The organism is Zhihengliuella sp., from assembly GCF_031178195.1.
In the GTDB taxonomy this organism is placed as follows: domain Bacteria; phylum Actinomycetota; class Actinomycetes; order Actinomycetales; family Micrococcaceae; genus Zhihengliuella.
The window spans coordinates 24,827-41,081 of record NZ_JAPSJL010000006.1 but is presented as its reverse complement, the minus strand read 5'-3'; the positions used below and the strand labels follow the sequence as shown (position 1 = coordinate 41,081).

The 16,255-nt window shown below is 73.3% G+C and carries 12 protein-coding genes; 7 read left to right on the top strand and 5 right to left on the bottom strand.

The window, feature by feature from the left end; genetic code table 11:
• Positions 1-167: 167 nt before the first annotated feature.
• On the top strand, positions 168-2,063 hold the full coding sequence (locus RIN46_RS09835) for an ATP-binding cassette domain-containing protein (RefSeq protein ID WP_309081042.1): 1,896 nt from the start codon (positions 168-170) through the stop codon (positions 2,061-2,063).
• 114 nt (positions 2,064-2,177) lie between these two features.
• On the opposite strand, the gene RIN46_RS09830 is transcribed toward RIN46_RS09835, so the two are convergent.
• Positions 2,178-2,633, bottom strand: coding sequence for a hypothetical protein (locus tag RIN46_RS09830; RefSeq protein WP_309081043.1), 456 nt, complete (start codon positions 2,631-2,633; stop codon positions 2,178-2,180).
• A gap of 182 nt (positions 2,634-2,815) precedes the next feature.
• The gene (locus RIN46_RS09825; protein ID WP_309081044.1) at positions 2,816-3,448 is read right to left on the bottom strand and encodes a TetR family transcriptional regulator C-terminal domain-containing protein; all 633 of its coding nucleotides are present in this window, start codon (positions 3,446-3,448) and stop codon (positions 2,816-2,818) included.
• A gap of 77 nt (positions 3,449-3,525) precedes the next feature.
• On the opposite strand from RIN46_RS09825, the gene RIN46_RS09820 reads away from it, so the two are divergent.
• From RIN46_RS09820 to RIN46_RS09810, 3 genes are read left to right on the top strand one after another with little or no spacing between them, the layout of a single operon-like run.
• On the top strand, positions 3,526-5,004 hold the full coding sequence (locus RIN46_RS09820) for a cytosine permease (protein WP_309081045.1): 1,479 nt from the start codon (positions 3,526-3,528) through the stop codon (positions 5,002-5,004).
• Positions 5,001-6,035 (top strand): agmatine deiminase family protein, encoded by a 1,035-nt coding sequence (locus RIN46_RS09815; protein WP_309109460.1) that lies wholly within the window; start codon positions 5,001-5,003, stop codon positions 6,033-6,035. The genes RIN46_RS09820 and RIN46_RS09815 overlap by 4 nt, the downstream gene beginning before the upstream one ends.
• Positions 6,036-6,060: 25 nt before the next feature.
• The gene (locus tag RIN46_RS09810; RefSeq protein WP_309082220.1) at positions 6,061-7,878 is read left to right on the top strand and encodes an amidase; all 1,818 of its coding nucleotides are present in this window, start codon (positions 6,061-6,063) and stop codon (positions 7,876-7,878) included.
• A gap of 145 nt (positions 7,879-8,023) precedes the next feature.
• On the opposite strand, the gene RIN46_RS09805 is transcribed toward RIN46_RS09810, so the two are convergent.
• Together RIN46_RS09805 and RIN46_RS09800 are read right to left on the bottom strand one after the other, a co-directional pair.
• Positions 8,024-9,670: an amidohydrolase gene (locus RIN46_RS09805; RefSeq protein ID WP_309082221.1), complete on the bottom strand. Its 1,647-nt coding sequence runs from the start codon at positions 9,668-9,670 to the stop codon at positions 8,024-8,026.
• 239 nt (positions 9,671-9,909) lie between these two features.
• Positions 9,910-11,178, bottom strand: coding sequence for an MFS transporter (locus RIN46_RS09800; RefSeq protein WP_309082222.1), 1,269 nt, complete (start codon positions 11,176-11,178; stop codon positions 9,910-9,912).
• 167 nt (positions 11,179-11,345) lie between these two features.
• On the opposite strand from RIN46_RS09800, the gene RIN46_RS09795 reads away from it, so the two are divergent.
• Positions 11,346-11,960, top strand: coding sequence for a TetR/AcrR family transcriptional regulator C-terminal domain-containing protein (locus RIN46_RS09795; RefSeq protein ID WP_309082223.1), 615 nt, complete (start codon positions 11,346-11,348; stop codon positions 11,958-11,960).
• A gap of 190 nt (positions 11,961-12,150) precedes the next feature.
• On the opposite strand, the gene RIN46_RS09790 is transcribed toward RIN46_RS09795, so the two are convergent.
• The gene (locus RIN46_RS09790) at positions 12,151-13,671 is read right to left on the bottom strand and encodes an FAD-dependent oxidoreductase (protein WP_309082224.1); all 1,521 of its coding nucleotides are present in this window, start codon (positions 13,669-13,671) and stop codon (positions 12,151-12,153) included.
• 169 nt (positions 13,672-13,840) lie between these two features.
• On the opposite strand from RIN46_RS09790, the gene RIN46_RS09785 reads away from it, so the two are divergent.
• Both RIN46_RS09785 and RIN46_RS09780 read left to right on the top strand, forming a co-directional pair.
• Positions 13,841-14,512 (top strand): helix-turn-helix domain-containing protein, encoded by a 672-nt coding sequence (locus RIN46_RS09785; protein WP_309082225.1) that lies wholly within the window; start codon positions 13,841-13,843, stop codon positions 14,510-14,512.
• Positions 14,509-16,167 (top strand): PucR family transcriptional regulator, encoded by a 1,659-nt coding sequence (locus RIN46_RS09780; protein WP_309082226.1) that lies wholly within the window; start codon positions 14,509-14,511, stop codon positions 16,165-16,167. The genes RIN46_RS09785 and RIN46_RS09780 overlap by 4 nt, the downstream gene beginning before the upstream one ends.
• Positions 16,168-16,255: the final 88 nt, after the last annotated feature.

Sequence of the window (16,255 nt, the reverse complement as noted above, 5' to 3'; positions counted from 1 at the left end):
CCGGCCCGGGGAGCGCCTCGCGATTCACCCATTGACATATCCCAATGACTCGAATGATACTGGTCCGGACCTGTCCCCGACGTGAGGAACCGAAAGTGGATCCTGCCCGCTCCCTCCGCTGAGCGCCACGGAACCCCGATGGCGCATCTTCTTCCCTCAGGAGCGCCATGCAGAATCCACGCCACACCTCCGTCCACACCTCCGTCCACGACGCCGTCCCACACCGCGCCGTCCCACACCGCGCCGGCCCGCCGCGATCGGCCGGGCCTGCCGTCGTCCTGAACCGGCTGTCCTTCGGCTGGCCCGACGGTCGGCGGCTCTTCGACCAGATCACCGCCACCCTGACCGGCCGCGTCGGGATCGTCGGCCCCAACGGCACCGGCAAGACCGCACTGCTGCGCCTGATCGTCGGCGAGCTCCGCCCCAGCGGCGGGCATATCGCCCGCTCGGACGCGCCCGGCGAGACCGGACGCGCCGACGGCTCGAGCCCAGCGCTCTACCTCCCGCAGTCCCTGACACTGGACACCGGCCGGACCGTCGCCTCGTTGCTGGGCATCGAGCGTCGGCTGACCGCGCTGCGGGCCGTCCTCGCCGGACGGGAGGAGCGGCTCGCTGAGAACCTGGAGACGATCGGCGACGACTGGGACCTCGAGGAGCGCGCCGGTGCGTTCCTCGCCGGATACGGGCTGCCCGCCGACGCGCCGGCCTTCCTCGACCGCACCGTCGGGACCCTCTCCGGTGGCGAGGCCATGATCGTCGGGCTGGCCGGCATCGAGTTCGGGGCCGGCCCGGACGCGCTCGCCGTCGTGGATGAGCCGACCAACAATCTGGACCGCGTCGCCCGCCACCGTTTCCACGAGGCCGTGGACCGTTGGCCGGGCACACTGCTGGTGGTGAGCTACGACGTCGCGCTCCTCCGGCGTGTCGACGCCATCGCCGAGCTCCGGGCCGTCGAGGTCCGTGGCGGGACTGCGGGCCGGGCCGATCTGCGCCTCCACGGTGGGGCATGGGACGGCTATGCCGCCGCGGTCGAGGCGGAGCGCGCTCTCGCCGAGCGGAGGGTCCGCGAGGCGGCGGCGCGGGCGTCCGCCGAGAGGCGTCAGCGCATCGAGGACCAGACCAAGCTCGCCCGGCGCGCCCGTCAGGGCCGCGCTGCCGCCGACTCGATGCCGAAGATCCTCGCGAACCACCTCCGCAACCGGGCCGAGGAGAACGCGGGTCGGCAGCGGAGCCAGCGCGCCGCGCGGGAGGTGACCGCCCGCGAGCGGCTCGAGGACGCCCGTGAGTCTCTCCCCGCGGACCTGGCCATCGCCATCGATCTCCCCGGCACCGAGGTCCCGGCCGGCCGGACGCTGGTCGAGCTTTCGCCGCGGCTGCCGGCCGGGATCGTCGTGCACGACGACGGGGTGCCGGTGGGGCCTGCGGATCTCCCGGCCGGAACAGCCGGGGCTGCGGAGCAGGTGTCCGAATCGAGCGTGTCGATCCGCGGCCCGGAGCGGATCGCGGTCGCCGGTCGCAACGGGTCGGGCAAGACGACGCTGCTGCATCAGGTCGCCGACGCCGCCGTCGTCCCCGTGGGGTACCTGCACCAGCGCCTGACGGGTGAGCGGGGCGACGGGGCTGGAATTGAGAGGGCTGGATCCGAGTGGGTGGGATCCGGTGGGGCGGGTTCCGACGGGGTGGCGCTCGACGAGGCGGCCACCGTGCTCGAGAACGTGCGGTCCGCGGCGCCCGGGGCGGCGCCCGGCGCCGTCCGCGCGGGTCTGGCCCGTTTCCACTTCCGCGGGGGACGGGCGGACCAGCCGGTGGGGCAGCTCTCCGGCGGGGAGCGCTTCCGGGTGGCCCTGGCCCGCATCCTGCTGGCCGACCCGGCCCCGCGGCTGCTGCTGCTCGACGAGCCCACCAACAACCTCGACCTGGAGTCGGTGGACCAGCTCATCGGGGCGCTGGAGGCCTACGCGGGCGGGCTGGTGGTGGTCAGCCACGACGACGACTTCCTCGCGAGGCTGCGGACCACGCGATCCTGGGAGCTGGCGCACCGGACGCCGGGCGCCCGGCCCTGACGCACGGAAGTCCCCGCGTGCCGGGGCGCGCGGGGACTTCTGTGAGCGGTCGGTCGCCCTTCCGCGGGGCCGCCGCCGGGCCCGGTGACGGACTCGCTGGCGGCCCCTGGACCGCTAGGAGAGGGCAGCGGTCAGTGCGGCCTGGACGTCCGCGACGACCTCGAGATCGATGTCGGTGTCGAGGTCCGCGTCGGCGGTCGCCGCCGCATCGACGTCGGCCTCGACGCCCGACTCGAGATTGGCTTCCACCGCGGCGTCGACGCTGGCATCGGCGACGAGCTCGGCGTAGACCGTGGATTCGACGTCGGCTGCCGCGTCCGCGGCGATGTCCGCGGCCGCAGCGGCGTCCAGCACATCGGAGTCGACGAGGGCATCGAGCTGTGCCGTGACGTCCGCCTGGGCCTCCGCGGCGACCGTGGCGGCCACCTCGGCTGCCACCTCGGTGTCCACCGAGGTGTTCAGCGTGGTGGCCGCGGCGCCGGTGGCGCCCGCCAGGGACAGGGAGGCGACGGCCGCGAGGGCTGCCGCGTTGCGGGTGATGTTCTTCATGGGAGTGATCAGGTTCTTCACGTTTCGTACTCCTTCGCGATCCACCCGGCGCCGTCCGCCGGGTGGATTTCCCACGCTAAGAGTTACTGACTAGTAGGAATACGCTTCCAAGCAGGGCGTCAGGAAGAGTTAGCCCACGATTAAGGTTAACGAACCACAAGTATCGTAATTGTGACCCGCGGTGCACTTTGCCCAGTCGCTGGTCAGTCCGGGGTCAGTGTCGCGAGGGCCCCCGGCCGGGCGCCGAGGACCCGCTCCACGAGTTCGCCGAGGACGGCCGGGCGCGAGGCGGGACGCCAGTGGACGAGCGTCTGGGCACTGAGGCCGTCGATGAGGCCAAGCAGGTGCCAGGCCGCTTCGTTCGGCGCGGTGACCCGGAAGTCGCCGGACTCCGCGCCGGCGGCGACAATGTCGCTCAGCGTGGCATGCCAGGCGTCCATCACCTCGCGGACGCTCGCGGCCAGTGCCTCGTTGGCCCGTCCCAGGGTCCAGGCCTCGACCCAGACCAGCGAGACGTCCTCGCGCTCGCCGTCGAACACGGTGGCGAGGAGTTCGGCGAGGCTTCCGGCCGGCGTCGAGGCAGCCAGGACGATCTCCCGGACCTCCTCCAGCTCCGCGCGCGTGATCCGCTCGAAGGCGGTCGCGACTAGCGCGTCCATGCTCGGGACGTAGTGGGCGACGAGGCCGGGTGCCACGGCCGCAGCCGCTGCGACCGAGCGTAGCTTGACCGCTGACAGCCCCTCCCGCCGGGCCAGCGCGACGGCGGCGTCGACGATCTCGGCGGAGCGCTCGGCGGGGGATTTGCGGACGGTCGTGGCGCGCGAGGATCTTGACATGGTCCCCCCAGTGTAGTTACGGTCACATTCGTTGTTGATCAAGCGATCAATAAGTCGACGACGGCTGAGGACATCCCATGACCGAGCAGGCAGCACCGCCCCGGACCGACGCCGCGAGCGCCAACGCGCCTGGCCATGTCGAGCGCCACGGCATCGACTTCATCGCCCCCGAGGAGCGGGGCGGCTCCTCGTTCTCGCTCTTCTGGATCTGGATGAGCGCGAACGTCCTGTACCTGTACTTCGTGATCGGCGGGGGCCTGGTCCTCCTGGGCCTCTCGGTGGTCGAGGCCCTCGCCGTCACCGTGGTGGGCAACCTCTGGTGGGCCGTCGTCGGCTGGCTCGCCGTGAGCGGCCCGTCCGCCGGCGCTCCGAGCGTGACGATCATGCGCGCCATGTTCGGCATCCGCGGCAACCGCATCTTCGGCGGCGCCCTCGGCGTGCTGATCGGCCTCTTCTACGAGATCATCAACATTGCCGTCGGCACGTTCGCCGCCCTCGCCCTCCTGCCGCACCTCGGCGTCGAGCTCGGCATGGCCGGCGAATGGAGCGTCCTGCTCGTCGTGGCCTTCCTGAGCTTCGTCTTCAGCGTCTACGGGCACGGGACCATCATGGCGCTCTCCCCGTACTTCTCGGGGGCGTTGGCACTCGCCTTCGTGGTCCTCGGCTACTTCGTGCTCACGGCCGCCGACTTCGGCTACACCGCTCCGGAGCTGCCCACCGGCGAGCGCTGGGCGATGATCGCCCTCGGCTACGCGATCGTGGCCTCCGGACCGCTGTCCTGGGGGACCGGTGCGGACTACTCCCGGTACCTCCCGGAGCGGACGCCACGGCGCGGCATCATCTGGTGGACCGCCCTGGGCGGATTCATCCCCGCCGTCCTCATCGGCGGCCTCGGCGTCCTGGCAGCGACCGCCATCGACATGACGGACCCACAGCAGACGATCGGCGAGATCGTCCCGGCCTGGTTCACGCCCGTCTTCCTCTTCGTCGTCTTCCTCGGGACGGTCACCAACAACGTCCTGGTCGCGTACTCCACGGGCCTCTACGCCCAGGGCCTCGGCATCCGACTCCCCCGCGCCACCACGGTGGTCGTCACCGGGACGGTCGCCACCGTGCTCGGCGGCTGGCTGGTCTTCGGCGCCCCCAGCTTCCTCGACACGCTGAACGCGGCGCTCGAGCTGAGCGTCTGCATCCTCGGGCCCCTCGTCGCGATCTACGCCGTGGACATCGTCCTGCGCCGCAACCGCTACGACGGGCGCGCGCTCAACGACGAGCGGCCCGGCAGCGAGTTCTGGTACCGCCACGGCTACTTCGCCCCGGGCGTCGTGGCGATGGTGGTCGGCGCCGTCGTCTCGCTGCTCTTCGTGAACTCGACCCTCTTCGTGGGACCGGTGGCCGCGGCCCTGGGCGGCGCGGACCTCTCGGCGCTGCTGGCCCCGGTGGTCGGCGGCCTGGTCTACGCGATCCTGTGGCGCTACACCGCCCCCTACAACGACCCCGCACGCCGCCCCGGCGCGACCGCGCCGCGGCCAGAACGAATGGAGACCGCCGCATGAGCTGGCGCATGCCCGCAGAGACCATCGAGCACGAGCGCACCTGGATGGCGTTCCCCCGGCCGGGCGTCACGCTCGGCGACGACGCCGCCTCGGCCGACGAGGCGTACGCCGCCTGGACCGCCGTCGCGCACGCCGTCGCGGAGTTCGAGCCCGTGACCATGGTGGTCGACCCGTGCGAGACGGCACGGGCCCGGAACCTCCTCGGCAGCGGCATCGAGCTCCTGGAGGCTCCCCTGGACGAGTTCTGGATGCGCGATGTCGGACCGACGTTCGTGGTCGACGACGAGCGGCCCGGCGTTCTCGGCGCCGTCGACTGGATCTTCAACGGCTGGGGCGCCCCCGCTTGGGCCGAGTGGGACAAGTCGGCGCGGATCGGCGCGTTCGTCGCGGAGGCGTCCGGCGCGGAGCGGATCCCGTCGCTGCTGGTCAACGAGGGCGGGGCCATCCACGTCGACGGCGCCGGCACGGTGCTCGTCACGGAGACCGTCCAGTTGGACGCGGGCCGCAACCCCTACGCGACCCGCGAGCTGGTCGAGGCCGAGCTGGCCCGCACGCTCGGGACCACCAACACGATATGGTTCCCGCGCGGGCTGACCCGCGACTACGAGGACTTCGGGACGCGCGGCCACGTAGACATGATCGCCACGCTGCCTCAGCCGGGCCGGATCCTCCTGCACCACCAGACGAACCCCGAGCACCCCGACTTCGAGGTCTCGCGCCAGCTGCGCGAATTCCTCGCCGGGCAGACGGACGCCTCCGGGAGGCCGTTCGAGATCGTCGACGTCCCGGCGCCGGCGACCCTGCGCGACGACGACGGCTTCGTGGACTGGTCCTACGTCAACCACCTGGTGGTCAACGGCGGCGTGATCGCCTGCGGGTACGACGACGAGCGCGCCGACGCCGTGGCCGCCGAGATCCTGGCGGACGCCTACCCCGGCCGGCGCGTCGTCACCGTGCCCGTCCGGCCCGTCATCGACCGCGGCGGAGCGATCCACTGCATCACCCAGCAGCAGCCGCGCGTGGGCGCCTGACCAGCGGCGCCGCAGGAGGAGAACCATGAGCCATTATCCCGTCGTCGAGGCGTCCATCGCCCGGCTGCGCGCAGATCTGGAGGCCGGCGTCGTCACCTCGGTGGGCCTGGTCGAGGCCTATCTGGCCCGCATCGACGCGTACGACGCCGCCGGACCCCGGCTGAACGCCGTCGTCGTCCGCAACGACCGGGCGCTCGAGGAGGCGGCCGCCTCCGACGAGCGCCGCACCCGCGGCGAGACGCTCGGTCCGCTGGACGGCATCCCGTACACCGCCAAGGACTCCTACATGGCCCGGGGTCTCACCGTCGCCTCGGGCTCCCCGGCCTTCGAGCACCTCGTCGCGCAGCGGGACGCATTCACGATCGGGCGCCTGCGCGCCGGAGGCGCGATCCTCCTCGGGCTGACCAACATGCCGCCGATGGCCAATGGCGGCATGCAGCGCGGCGTGTACGGCCGGGCCGAGAGCCCCTACAGCGCCGACTGGCTGACCTCCGCGTTCGGCTCCGGATCCTCCAACGGGTCCGGCACGGCGACGGCGGCGAGCCTCGCCGCGTTCGGGCTCGGGGAGGAGACCTGGTCCTCCGGCCGGGCGCCGGCGTCCAACAACGCGCTCTGCGCCTACACGCCCTCCCGCGGCGTCATCTCGATGCGCGGGAACTGGCCGCTCGTGCCCACCATGGACGTCGTCGTGCCGCACACCCGCACCATGGCGGATCTGCTGGAGGTGCTCGACGTGATCGTCGCGGACGACGCCGAGACGCGCGGCGACTTCTGGCGGTGCCAGCCGTGGGTCGAGATCCCCGCCGCCTCCGCCGTCCGGCCGGCCTCCTATCCGGGCCTCGCGGCCGGCGCGGCGACAGGATCGAGGAAGGGGCACGACGGCGGCGCGTACACCGGGTCGGTCTCGCCCCTGGCGGACGGCGGCGCGTCCACCGGGTCGGTCTCGCCCCTGGCGGGCCGGACCATCGGCGTGCCCGCCATGTACATCAACCAGGACGACGCCGCCGGGACGGGTCCGCTGTTCCGCGGCCTCGAAGGGGTGCGCGGCATCGGCGGCTCCACCGGCCAGCCGATCGAGACCCGGCAGAGCATCATCGACCTCTGGGAGGCCGCGCGCGCGGATCTGGAGGCGGCGGGTGCGACCGTCGTCGTCGTGGACTTCCCGGCCGTCACGAACTACGAGGGCGACCGGCCCGGCGCGCCGAACATCGCCACGCGCGGACTCGTCGGCGCGGAGTACCTCCGGCGGGAGATCGTCGACCTGTCCGTCTTCGCGTGGGACGACTTCCTGCGCGCTAACGGCGACCCGGCTCTGAACCGCCTGGCGGACGTGGACGGAGAGCGCATCTTCCCGCATCCCGCCGGCGCCCTGCCGGACCGTTACACCGGGTTCGACGACGACATCGCCGCCTACCCGCGGCACGCCGCCGAGCACCCGGTGGCGGACCTGACCGAGATCCCGGAGCTGGAGGCGGGGGTGCGGGGCCTCGAGGAGACCCGGCGCCGCGACCTGGAGGAGTGGATGGACGCCCGCGGGCTGGACGCCGTGGTGTTCCCGGCCGTCGCCGACGTGGGGCCGGCGGACATGGATGTGAACCCGGCATCCGCCGACGCGGGCTGGCGCAACGGGGTGTGGGTCGCGAACGGCAACCTGGTTCCGCGGCACCTGGGCATCCCCACGGTGACCGTGCCGATGGGGACGATGGCCGACACCGGCATGCCCGTCGGCCTGACGTTCGCGGGCCGCGCCTACGACGACAACGAACTGCTGACGCTGGCGGCGGCCTTCGAGGCGACGGGGGAGCGGCGCACCGTCCCGCCGCGCACGCCCGAACTCGGCTGAGTCCCGGCCGGGCTGGGTCCCGGCCGGACTGGGTCCGGGTCCGCCGGGGACGACATCAGGGGAGGCCGCCAGCACGCGCTGGCGGCCTTCCCTTCTCGTCTCCGGTGTCGAGCGGACCGCCCCGCCGATCAGGTCTCGTGGCGAACTAGACCCCGGCACGCTCCGCCGTGTGGACCTCGCGGCCGTCCACGAAGGTCGCGGCTACGCCCGTGTCCAGCAGGGCCTCCGGACCGTCGGCGAACGGGTCGTCGGCGAGGACGGCGAAGTCGGCCGCGTATCCGGGGGCGAGCCGGCCGCGGGTCGCGCCGTCGCCCACGGAGGCGGCGGCGTCGCGGGTGGCGTGGCCGATGGCGCTGCCCAGGGAGAGGGCGAACTGCGGCTCCACCGCGGCCAGCGACCGGTCCAGCGCCGACCGCCGCGTGGTGGCCACGTACATGTTCGCCAGCGCCTCGTGCGGGGCCGTGGGTGCGTCGGTGGAGAAGGCCAGGAGCGCGCCGGCGGCCTCGTACTCCGGCCAGGCGAATCCACGGGCGGCGCGATCGGCGCCGAGCATCGCGTCCCAGTTCGCCCGGACGGCGGGATCGGTGTGGACGGGCTGCATCGAAGCCGTCAGCCCCAGCGCCGCGAGCCGTTCCGCGGTGCCCTCCGCGGCGTACTCCAGGTGCTCGATTCGGTGCCGGCGGTCCCACGAGGGGTTCCCGGCGGCGGCCGCCTCCAGCGCGTCGAGGGCGTTGGAGCTGGCCGCGTCGCCGATGGCGTGGATCGCGATCTGCAGCCGCAGCCGGTCCGCCTCCAGCACCGCTGGCCGCAGATCGTCCGCCGGCCAGATCGGGTCGGCGTTGGACCCGTCCGTGTACGGCGCTCCGAGCGCGGCGGTGCAGGCGTCGATGACGCCGTCGGAGATGAACTTGACCCCGACCACGCGGAACGAGCCGCCGAAGTCCCGTCCGGCGAGTTCGGCGGCCCGCCGGAGCTGGGTGCTGTTCTGCTCCGCGTCGCCGTGGTTGTCGATGAGCCAGTGCGCGGCGAGCCGGATCGGGAGCCGGCCGCCGTGCCGGTCGATCGCGCGCTCGACGGCGGCGAGGTCGGCCTCGCCGAACGCCATGTCCACCGCGCCGGTGACCCCGGCGGCGAGGTAGGCCTCGAAGGCCCGCTCGAGTGCGGCGTCGCGGTCCTCGTCGGTGGTGCGGGACTCCAGCAGCGGCCAGACGGTCTGCGTGGCGGCGGTCTCCAGGAGCAGGCCGGTCGCGTGCCCGTCGGCGTCGCGGACGATCCGGCCACCGAGGGGGTCGGGTGTCTCGTCCGTGATGCCCAGCTCCGCCAGCGCGGCGCTGTTGACCCAGCACGAGTGGAGGTCGTTCGCGTCCAGGTAGACCGGCACGTCCGGTACGGCGGCGTCGAGCATCGCCGCGGTGGGCGCCCCGCCCGGGATCGAGTCGAAGAGCCATCCCCGGCCGAGCAGGCGCTCCGCCGACGGGTGCTCCCCGCGGGCCGCGGCCAGGCGGCGCTGGATCTCCTCCACGGTGCGCGCCGAGGTCAATTCCACCTTGCCCAGAGCCTCGCCCATCATCATGAGGTGCGTGTGGGCGTCGACGAAGCCGGGGACCACCACGCGTCCGCCGAGGTCGATGGTCCGGGTGGGGGCTCCGGTGCCGGCACGCCCGGCGATCGCCGCCTCAGCGCCGACGGCCACGATGCGGCCGTCCTGGACCAACATGGCATCCGCCGTCGGACGGTCGGCCCCTGGCTCGGCGGTGAAGATCCTGGCATTGCGGTAGAGGGTCGGTTCCATCGTTTCCTTTCGGATGGGTGCCCCCGGGGAGGCTCCCGTGGGCCGGGAGCGTCTGCGGTCGGGCGGCTCGGCGCGGCGGCTACGGGGTGGCACGGGTGGGACGGGATAGGTGGGTAGTGCGGGTAGGGGACAGTAGGGAGAAGTAGGTGGGGAGGTCTCGGGTGGGCGGGTCGATCGACGGCGTCGCGTGCAACGGTCGTCGAGCGGACCGAGCGCCGGCCGGCCGGAGGCCGGACCCTTCAGACGGTCGGGTTGGCGGGGACCCGCTCCGGTTCGACGGCCGGGACCGGTGCCTCATCGGCTCGGCGGCGATCGCCCCGGGTCGAGCGGTGGGCCACGGCGACGGTGGGCACCGCCAGGACGAGGCTGGTCAGACCGAGGACGGTCGTGAATCCCTGCGGGCCGAGCTGCTCGAGGAGGAAGGCGCCGATCACCGGCGTGAGAGCGGAGCCGACGAGGTAGGTCGCCAGCAGCGGTCCCGACCAGCGGCCGTCGGAGGACAGGGCGGCGGCGACCGCGACGAAGTACATGAACGTCAACGCGTAGACCGTGTTCCAGGCGATGAAGACGACGATGAAGGCGGTCGGCGTCGCAACGAGGGCCGTGGCGACCTTCAGCGCGCTGCCCACCACGAGGAGGACGGCCAGTGGCACTGCCCGGCCCAGACGGTCGCCGATGATCATCAGGGCGATCGAGCCGAGGAGGCCGCCGGCCGTGGCCCCGCTCAGGGCGATGCCGAGCCCGGCCGGGCCGAGCCCGGTCTGCATCTCGCCGACGGCGCCGGCCATGGCCCACAGCGAGTCCTCGCTGACGGCCCAGAGTGTGAAGACGACGAGCAGCAGCAGGCCCGAGGCGAGGAGCCGGCGGTCGGCGGCCGTGGCGGGGCCGCGCCGGCGCAGGGGCACGGCCTCGGCGACGCCCGAGCCGGCCGAGGCCGCCGGAGCGGGTGCATCGGGCAGCCTCGGCACCAGGGCGAGCCCGATGAGGCAGAAGAGGGCGAGGGAGCCGAAGACGTTGATCGGCGCGACGCCGAGGACCGGGATGACCGCAAGCACGACCGTGATGACGCCGCGGTTCGCGAGCCCGTTGAGCCCCGCGATCCGATCCGGGTCGCGGAACGCTGCGAAGGCCGCGCCGGAGGCCGCGACCGCGCAGCCGACTCCGGCGCCGCCGACCAGCAGCCCCGCGACGATCACCACGCCGTTCGGGACGACGGCGGCCGCCCCGAACGTGACGAGGCCGACGGATAGGCCGCTGACCGCCACGGCGCGGCGACGCGGGCCGGCGCAGAGCGGCGCCACGGCCAGCCCGACGAAGGCCGTCGCCAGTAGGACCCCGGTGACGACCCACCCCGCGGACAGGAAAGGCAGGCCGGTGGCGTCCTGCAGGGCCGAGATCATGTAGGGCGAGAGATTGACGCCGAGGTAGCCGGCGATGCCGATGAGAAAGGTCGCCGAGGTGGTGCCGAGGCGCAGCGGCAGGCGCGTGTCGGTGGATGGGGTGATCATGGCTTCTCCGTAACTAATACCGTTAGTTTATGCGAGTATGACGCACCTCACCAAAAATGGGAAGCATTCATTTTGCCGGCGAGGGGTCGTGGTCGCCGCCGGTCGTCGAGTCGGTAGCCTAGGAGGCGCGCAGGGAGGGCCTGCGATGGACCCACGGAGGAGGCTGCATGGCCAGGGCCGAGAGGTCGCGACTCTCGCCGCGGACGATCGCCGACGCCGCGATCGATCTCATCGATTCGGGTGAGCCGTTCGGCCTCAATGCCGTGGCCCGGCGGCTCGGAGTCAAGCCGCCCTCGCTCTACAACCACGTGAACGGCCTGGACGGGATCATCGAACTGGTCCGCGGCCGCCTGTGGGCGCAGTACCAGGAGGAGATCGACGACGACGCCCCGTGGGACGCGGAGATCGAGGCCATGATGCGCGCGGAGCGGCGCATGTACACGGGGCATCCCCATGCCGTGCCGCTCATCGCGACCAGCACGGTGCGCGACGAGGGGGTCATCGGGTCCTACGACCGCAAGGCCACGATCCTCGTCCGCGCCGGCTTCCCCGAGGACGAGGTTCTCGTGCTGGTCCAGCTGCTCGACGCCTTCGCGCTCGGCTCAGGGCTCGACTACGCCGCGCCGGACGCGATCTGGGAGCCCACCGGGCCCACCGAGACGCTCGGGCGCCTGCTCGAGGCCGGCCCCGCGGGGCGGGTCCGCAACGAGCGGGCGTTCGAGCTGGGCCTCGCCCTCGTGATGGACGGCCTCCGCGAACGACTCTCCCGCACCCGCGTCTGAGCCCGCGGGCTCCCCGGCCCCGGCAGCGCCCGAGGGGGCCGTCGCCGGGACCGGCGGTCGCCTCCGGCCCGCCGGTGGTCCAGGACGTCTGGCGCGACTGACGGCGTCCGGCGCGCGTCGGGCACCGAGGAGAGGACGGAGGCCCCGCCGAGGGATCGGCGGGGCCTCCGTGATGCCGGCCGGCTGAGCGCTACGCGCCGGGCGCCGCGCTGCCGACGAGGACGCCGGCACCCGAGAGGACCTCCGTGGCCGCGAGCCGGCCCTGGCGGAGCGCGCCGTCGACGTGCTGGTAGCCTTCGGCCGCGAGGTCCGAGCAGGCCCAGCGGATCGGGCCCACGGGAGTGCGCTGGTGCGCCCCGTAGCGGTGCAGGCCGCCGAGGTCGTAGCTGGCGGCGTAGGCGCCCCGGGTCCACTCCTCGGATCCGAAGTCGGACTCGTAGTAGACCACCGGGGAGAGGGCCTCGTCGCCCAGGTAGTGGGCCAGCGACTCGAGGATCAGACGACGGCGCTCCTCGGCCGGGAGCGCGAAGACCGCGTCGGCCTTCTCGTCGGAGACAAACGCCACCAGGGTGCCGCGGGTGTCGCCGTGGTTCGTGTTGTCGTAGACCTCCTGGCACAGTTCCTGGGCCCCGAAGCCGGTGCCGGAGAGGCCGGCCTCGCGCCAGAACGGCGTCTCGTAGACCGCGTGGACCTTGATGACCAGGCCGAGGGACTGGTGCTGGTGCATCTGGTGCTGCAGCCGCGGCAGCGGCGGCTCGAACGAGATCCGCGAGTACAGGTTCGGCGGCACGGCCACCACCACGTCCTGCGCCACCACCGTCACGCGGTCGGACCAGACGGTCACCGGCGTGCCCGGCACGTACTCCGCGTACGTGTCCTCGGGCCCGCCCCAGCGGATCGTCCGCACCGGGGTGTTCAGGAAGACGACGTCGTCGCCCAGCTCCGCGGCCATGGCCTCGGACACGGACTGCATGCCGCCGACCACCCGGCGGTCGAGGATGAAGTCCTCGTCCACGAGGTTGGAGAACGAGCCCGCCGAGGCGGCCATCAGCACGGCCTGCAGGGTCGAGAACGAGTGCGCCGGCTTGGTCAGCATGCCGCCGGCGACGAAGATGCCGATGTTGTTGCAGGCGTCCTCGTCGGAGGACTGCTGGCGGAGCCAGTGGTGGAAGGAGACGGTGTCCAGTTCGCGCGCCTTCGGGTGGGCCCACGGCTCCGACGCGCCGATCTCCGCGACCAGGCCGTCGAGGATCCCGATCAGGCGTTCCATCTCCGCCACGGTTCCGGTATCCGCGGGGAACATGGACCCGGTGTAGGTCTGGCGCTGCCCGTCGGCGCCGATGTAGACGGACTCGCCCTCGCGGTAGCGCGGGTAGGTGTCCTTGCCGAGCTCCTCCAGCAGGCCCAGCAGCTCCGTCTGGTCCGGCGAGACCCACTGGCCTCCGATCTCCAGGAACGCGCCGTCGACGTCGCGCGACCAGGTGCGTCCGCCCACGCGGTCGCGGGCCTCCAGCACGGCGACGGACTTGCCGGCGGCCTTCAGCGTGCGCGCGGCCATCAGGCCCGCGGGTCCAGCGCCCACCACGACGACGTCGCGCTCGAGCGCCGTCTCGCTGCCGAGCTTCCGCTGGGAAGCCGTCGGTGCGCCTGCCGGCTGCGCGGCGCTCGACTGGTCGGGGTCGCTGGGGTTCGATGTGGCCGGTCCGGTCATGGGTTCTCCTCGAAAGTAAAATGAACTACATTCATTAGGCGACATGGCGAGGCGTTCCGTCAAGACCGGAACGTGGTCGGGTTCCCTCTAGACTCGACTGGACACGCCGCCAGCCCGGGCGCGAGCCGAATGGAGGCCCGCCCGGACGCCGACCGACCAGGAGGCCGACATGCCGTCCGCCCGCACCGCCCCTCGCCGTCGCGGACGCCCCTCCGAGCCGATCCTCTCCACCGAACGCATCACGGAGACGGCGATCGGCATCATCAGCTCCCGCGGATTCTCGGACCTGACCATGACGGCGCTGGCCCGCGAGCTGGGCGTCTCCGCCTCCGCGCTCTACAACCACATGCCGTCCAAGCGCGAGGTCCTCATCCGGGTCCAGGACCGGATCAACCAGGAGATCGACTGCTCGGCCTTCGCTCGCCTGCCGTGGGACCAGGCGCTGGAGCACTGGGCGCGCTCCTACCGGGACTGCTACGCGGAGCTGACGGCCCTGATCCCGGTGGTCGCCGTGCTCTCGGTCGCGGACTCGCCGCACACGCTGCGGATGTACGAGACGGTCGCGCGCAGCCTGAGCGCCGCCGGATGGGAGGGGGCGGAGGTCGTCGAGGTCATCGTCGCCGTCGAGTCCCTCGTCTTCGGCGCGGCCTACGACGCCACCGCCCCGGCCGACATCTTCGACGCCGGCGAGCACGCCGCCCTGGCCCCGACCTTCACCGCCGCGGTGGCGGCGCGCCCCGCGGAGGCCGGGGCCGCCGCGGACGCCGCCTTCGACGTCGCGCTCTCCGCCATGCTGGACGGGCTGCGGGCGCGGCTGACCGCCACGCGGGGCCGGCCGTGATCACCCTCGGCCGGATCCTCGCGCTCGAGCGGCTGTCGCTCGAGCCCGTGGTCCGCGGCGACGAGGGCCGCGCCGTCAGCTGGGTGGTCACCAGCGAGCTGCGGGACCCCACGCCCTACCTCAACGGAGGCGAAGTCGTCCTCTTCACCGGCGTCAACAGCCCCGGCGACGATCCCGCGGACGCGCCCGCGTGGGGGGAGTACGTCCAGCGCCTGGCCGACCGCGGCGTCGTCGCCCTCGGCCTGGGCATCGGCGAGCGGCTGAGCTGGCAGCGCGTCCCTGCCGCGCTGGTCGCCGCGGTGCGGGGCACCGGGCTGAGCCTGTTCGCCGTGCCGGAGCAGACGCCGTTCCTCGGCGTCATCCAGGTCGTGGCCGAGCACCGGGCCGCGGAGGAGCGCACCGAGCTCGAGGCCACGCTCGCCCACCAGCGCGCGCTCACCCGGGCGGCGACCGCCGTCGAGGGCACCGCGGAGATCCTGCGCACGCTCGGGGGGCTCCTCGGCGACGCGTGGGCCGGGATCTGCACCGACGACGGCGAGATCCTGGAGGCCTCCACGCGCCGGAGGCCGCCCCTGCCGGCCGGGCGCGGGCTCGGCGAGCTCGTCGACCGGCTCCGCCGGGCCGGGCTGCGCGGCTCCCTCGGCGAGTCGGGGCCGTGGGGCACCGTGGTGGTGCACCCCCTCGGCGTGCACGGCTCGCCGCACGGTTATCTCGTCGTATTCCTGCCCGGGCCCGCGGACCGGCAGTACACGGGCGCCATCGCGACGGCGGTCGCGCTCCTCTCGCTCCACGTCGAGCGGACGGCCGAGCAGGAGCTGTCCCGACGCCGGCTGCGCGCCAGCGCCGTCGATCTGGTGCTGGAGGGGCAGGGCCGGGCGGCCGAGGCGGTCCTCGGTGTCGCCGGCGGGCCCGGCTGGCTGCGGTCCGACGCGCGGGTCCGCGTGGTGCGGCTCCGGGGCGAGCCCGCAGGGGTGCGGCAGGCGCTCCGCCGCATCGAGGCGCATGCGGGGCGCTCGGGGCGTCCGCTGCTGCCCGCGTCCCCGGCGACCGCGGAGCCCGGCGCGCCGCGGGGAACCGCACAGGCTGGCAGCCCGGCCGACCAGGGGGCGGCGACGAGCGATCGGGGGGCGGCGACGGGCGATCGTCCGCAGGGCGAGGACGAGACCGCCGTGCTGATCCGCGACGACGAGCCGACCCTCGCGATCCTGCGGGAGATCGTCGAGGCGACCGGCGTCCGGGCCGGCGTCGGCGGCGCGGCGGCGCTCGGGGACGCTCCCGCCAGTCATCGCGAGGCCCGCGAGGCGCTCGAGCGCGCGAGCGCGTACCGGCCCGTCGAGTCGCGGGACGAGCTGGCCGCAGGCGGCGTCGCAGGCCTCCTCCCGCCGGACTCCGGGCGGGCGTGGGCTCGAGAGCTGCTGGAGCCGCTCGCCGGGAGGGGAGCGGAGGGGGCCCGTCTCCTCGGCACGCTGCGGACCTTCCTCGGGTACAACGGGAACCGCCGGCAGACGGCGGCCGAGCTCTCGGTCCACCGGAACACCCTGCTGCACCAGTTGCGGACCATCGAGGAGGCGCTCGGCGGCTCGCTCGACGACCCGCAGCTGCGCGCGGATCTCTGGATCGCCCTGCGGCTGGTGGGGGACACCGCCCGGGACTGAGCGCCGGGGAGCGCCCGTGTCCAGAGTGCACACCGCGACCCGGAAGTCTGTGCAACGTGTCGCGTGCGGCGGCGTTACCGTCGTATCA

Coding starts and splice junctions, on each gene's coding strand:
- RIN46_RS09825 (WP_309081044.1), bottom strand. CDS start 3,448: ATGTCAAGATCCTCGCGCGCCACGACCGTCCGCAAATCCCCCGCCGAG.
- RIN46_RS09815 (WP_309109460.1), top strand. CDS start 5,001: ATGAGCTGGCGCATGCCCGCAGAGACCATCGAGCACGAGCGCACCTGG.
- RIN46_RS09795 (WP_309082223.1), top strand. CDS start 11,346: ATGGCCAGGGCCGAGAGGTCGCGACTCTCGCCGCGGACGATCGCCGAC.
- RIN46_RS09835 (WP_309081042.1), top strand. CDS start 168: ATGCAGAATCCACGCCACACCTCCGTCCACACCTCCGTCCACGACGCC.
- RIN46_RS09800 (WP_309082222.1), bottom strand. CDS start 11,178: ATGATCACCCCATCCACCGACACGCGCCTGCCGCTGCGCCTCGGCACC.
- RIN46_RS09805 (WP_309082221.1), bottom strand. CDS start 9,670: ATGGAACCGACCCTCTACCGCAATGCCAGGATCTTCACCGCCGAGCCA.
- RIN46_RS09820 (WP_309081045.1), top strand. CDS start 3,526: ATGACCGAGCAGGCAGCACCGCCCCGGACCGACGCCGCGAGCGCCAAC.
- RIN46_RS09810 (WP_309082220.1), top strand. CDS start 6,061: ATGAGCCATTATCCCGTCGTCGAGGCGTCCATCGCCCGGCTGCGCGCA.
- RIN46_RS09790 (WP_309082224.1), bottom strand. CDS start 13,671: ATGACCGGACCGGCCACATCGAACCCCAGCGACCCCGACCAGTCGAGC.
- RIN46_RS09785 (WP_309082225.1), top strand. CDS start 13,841: ATGCCGTCCGCCCGCACCGCCCCTCGCCGTCGCGGACGCCCCTCCGAG.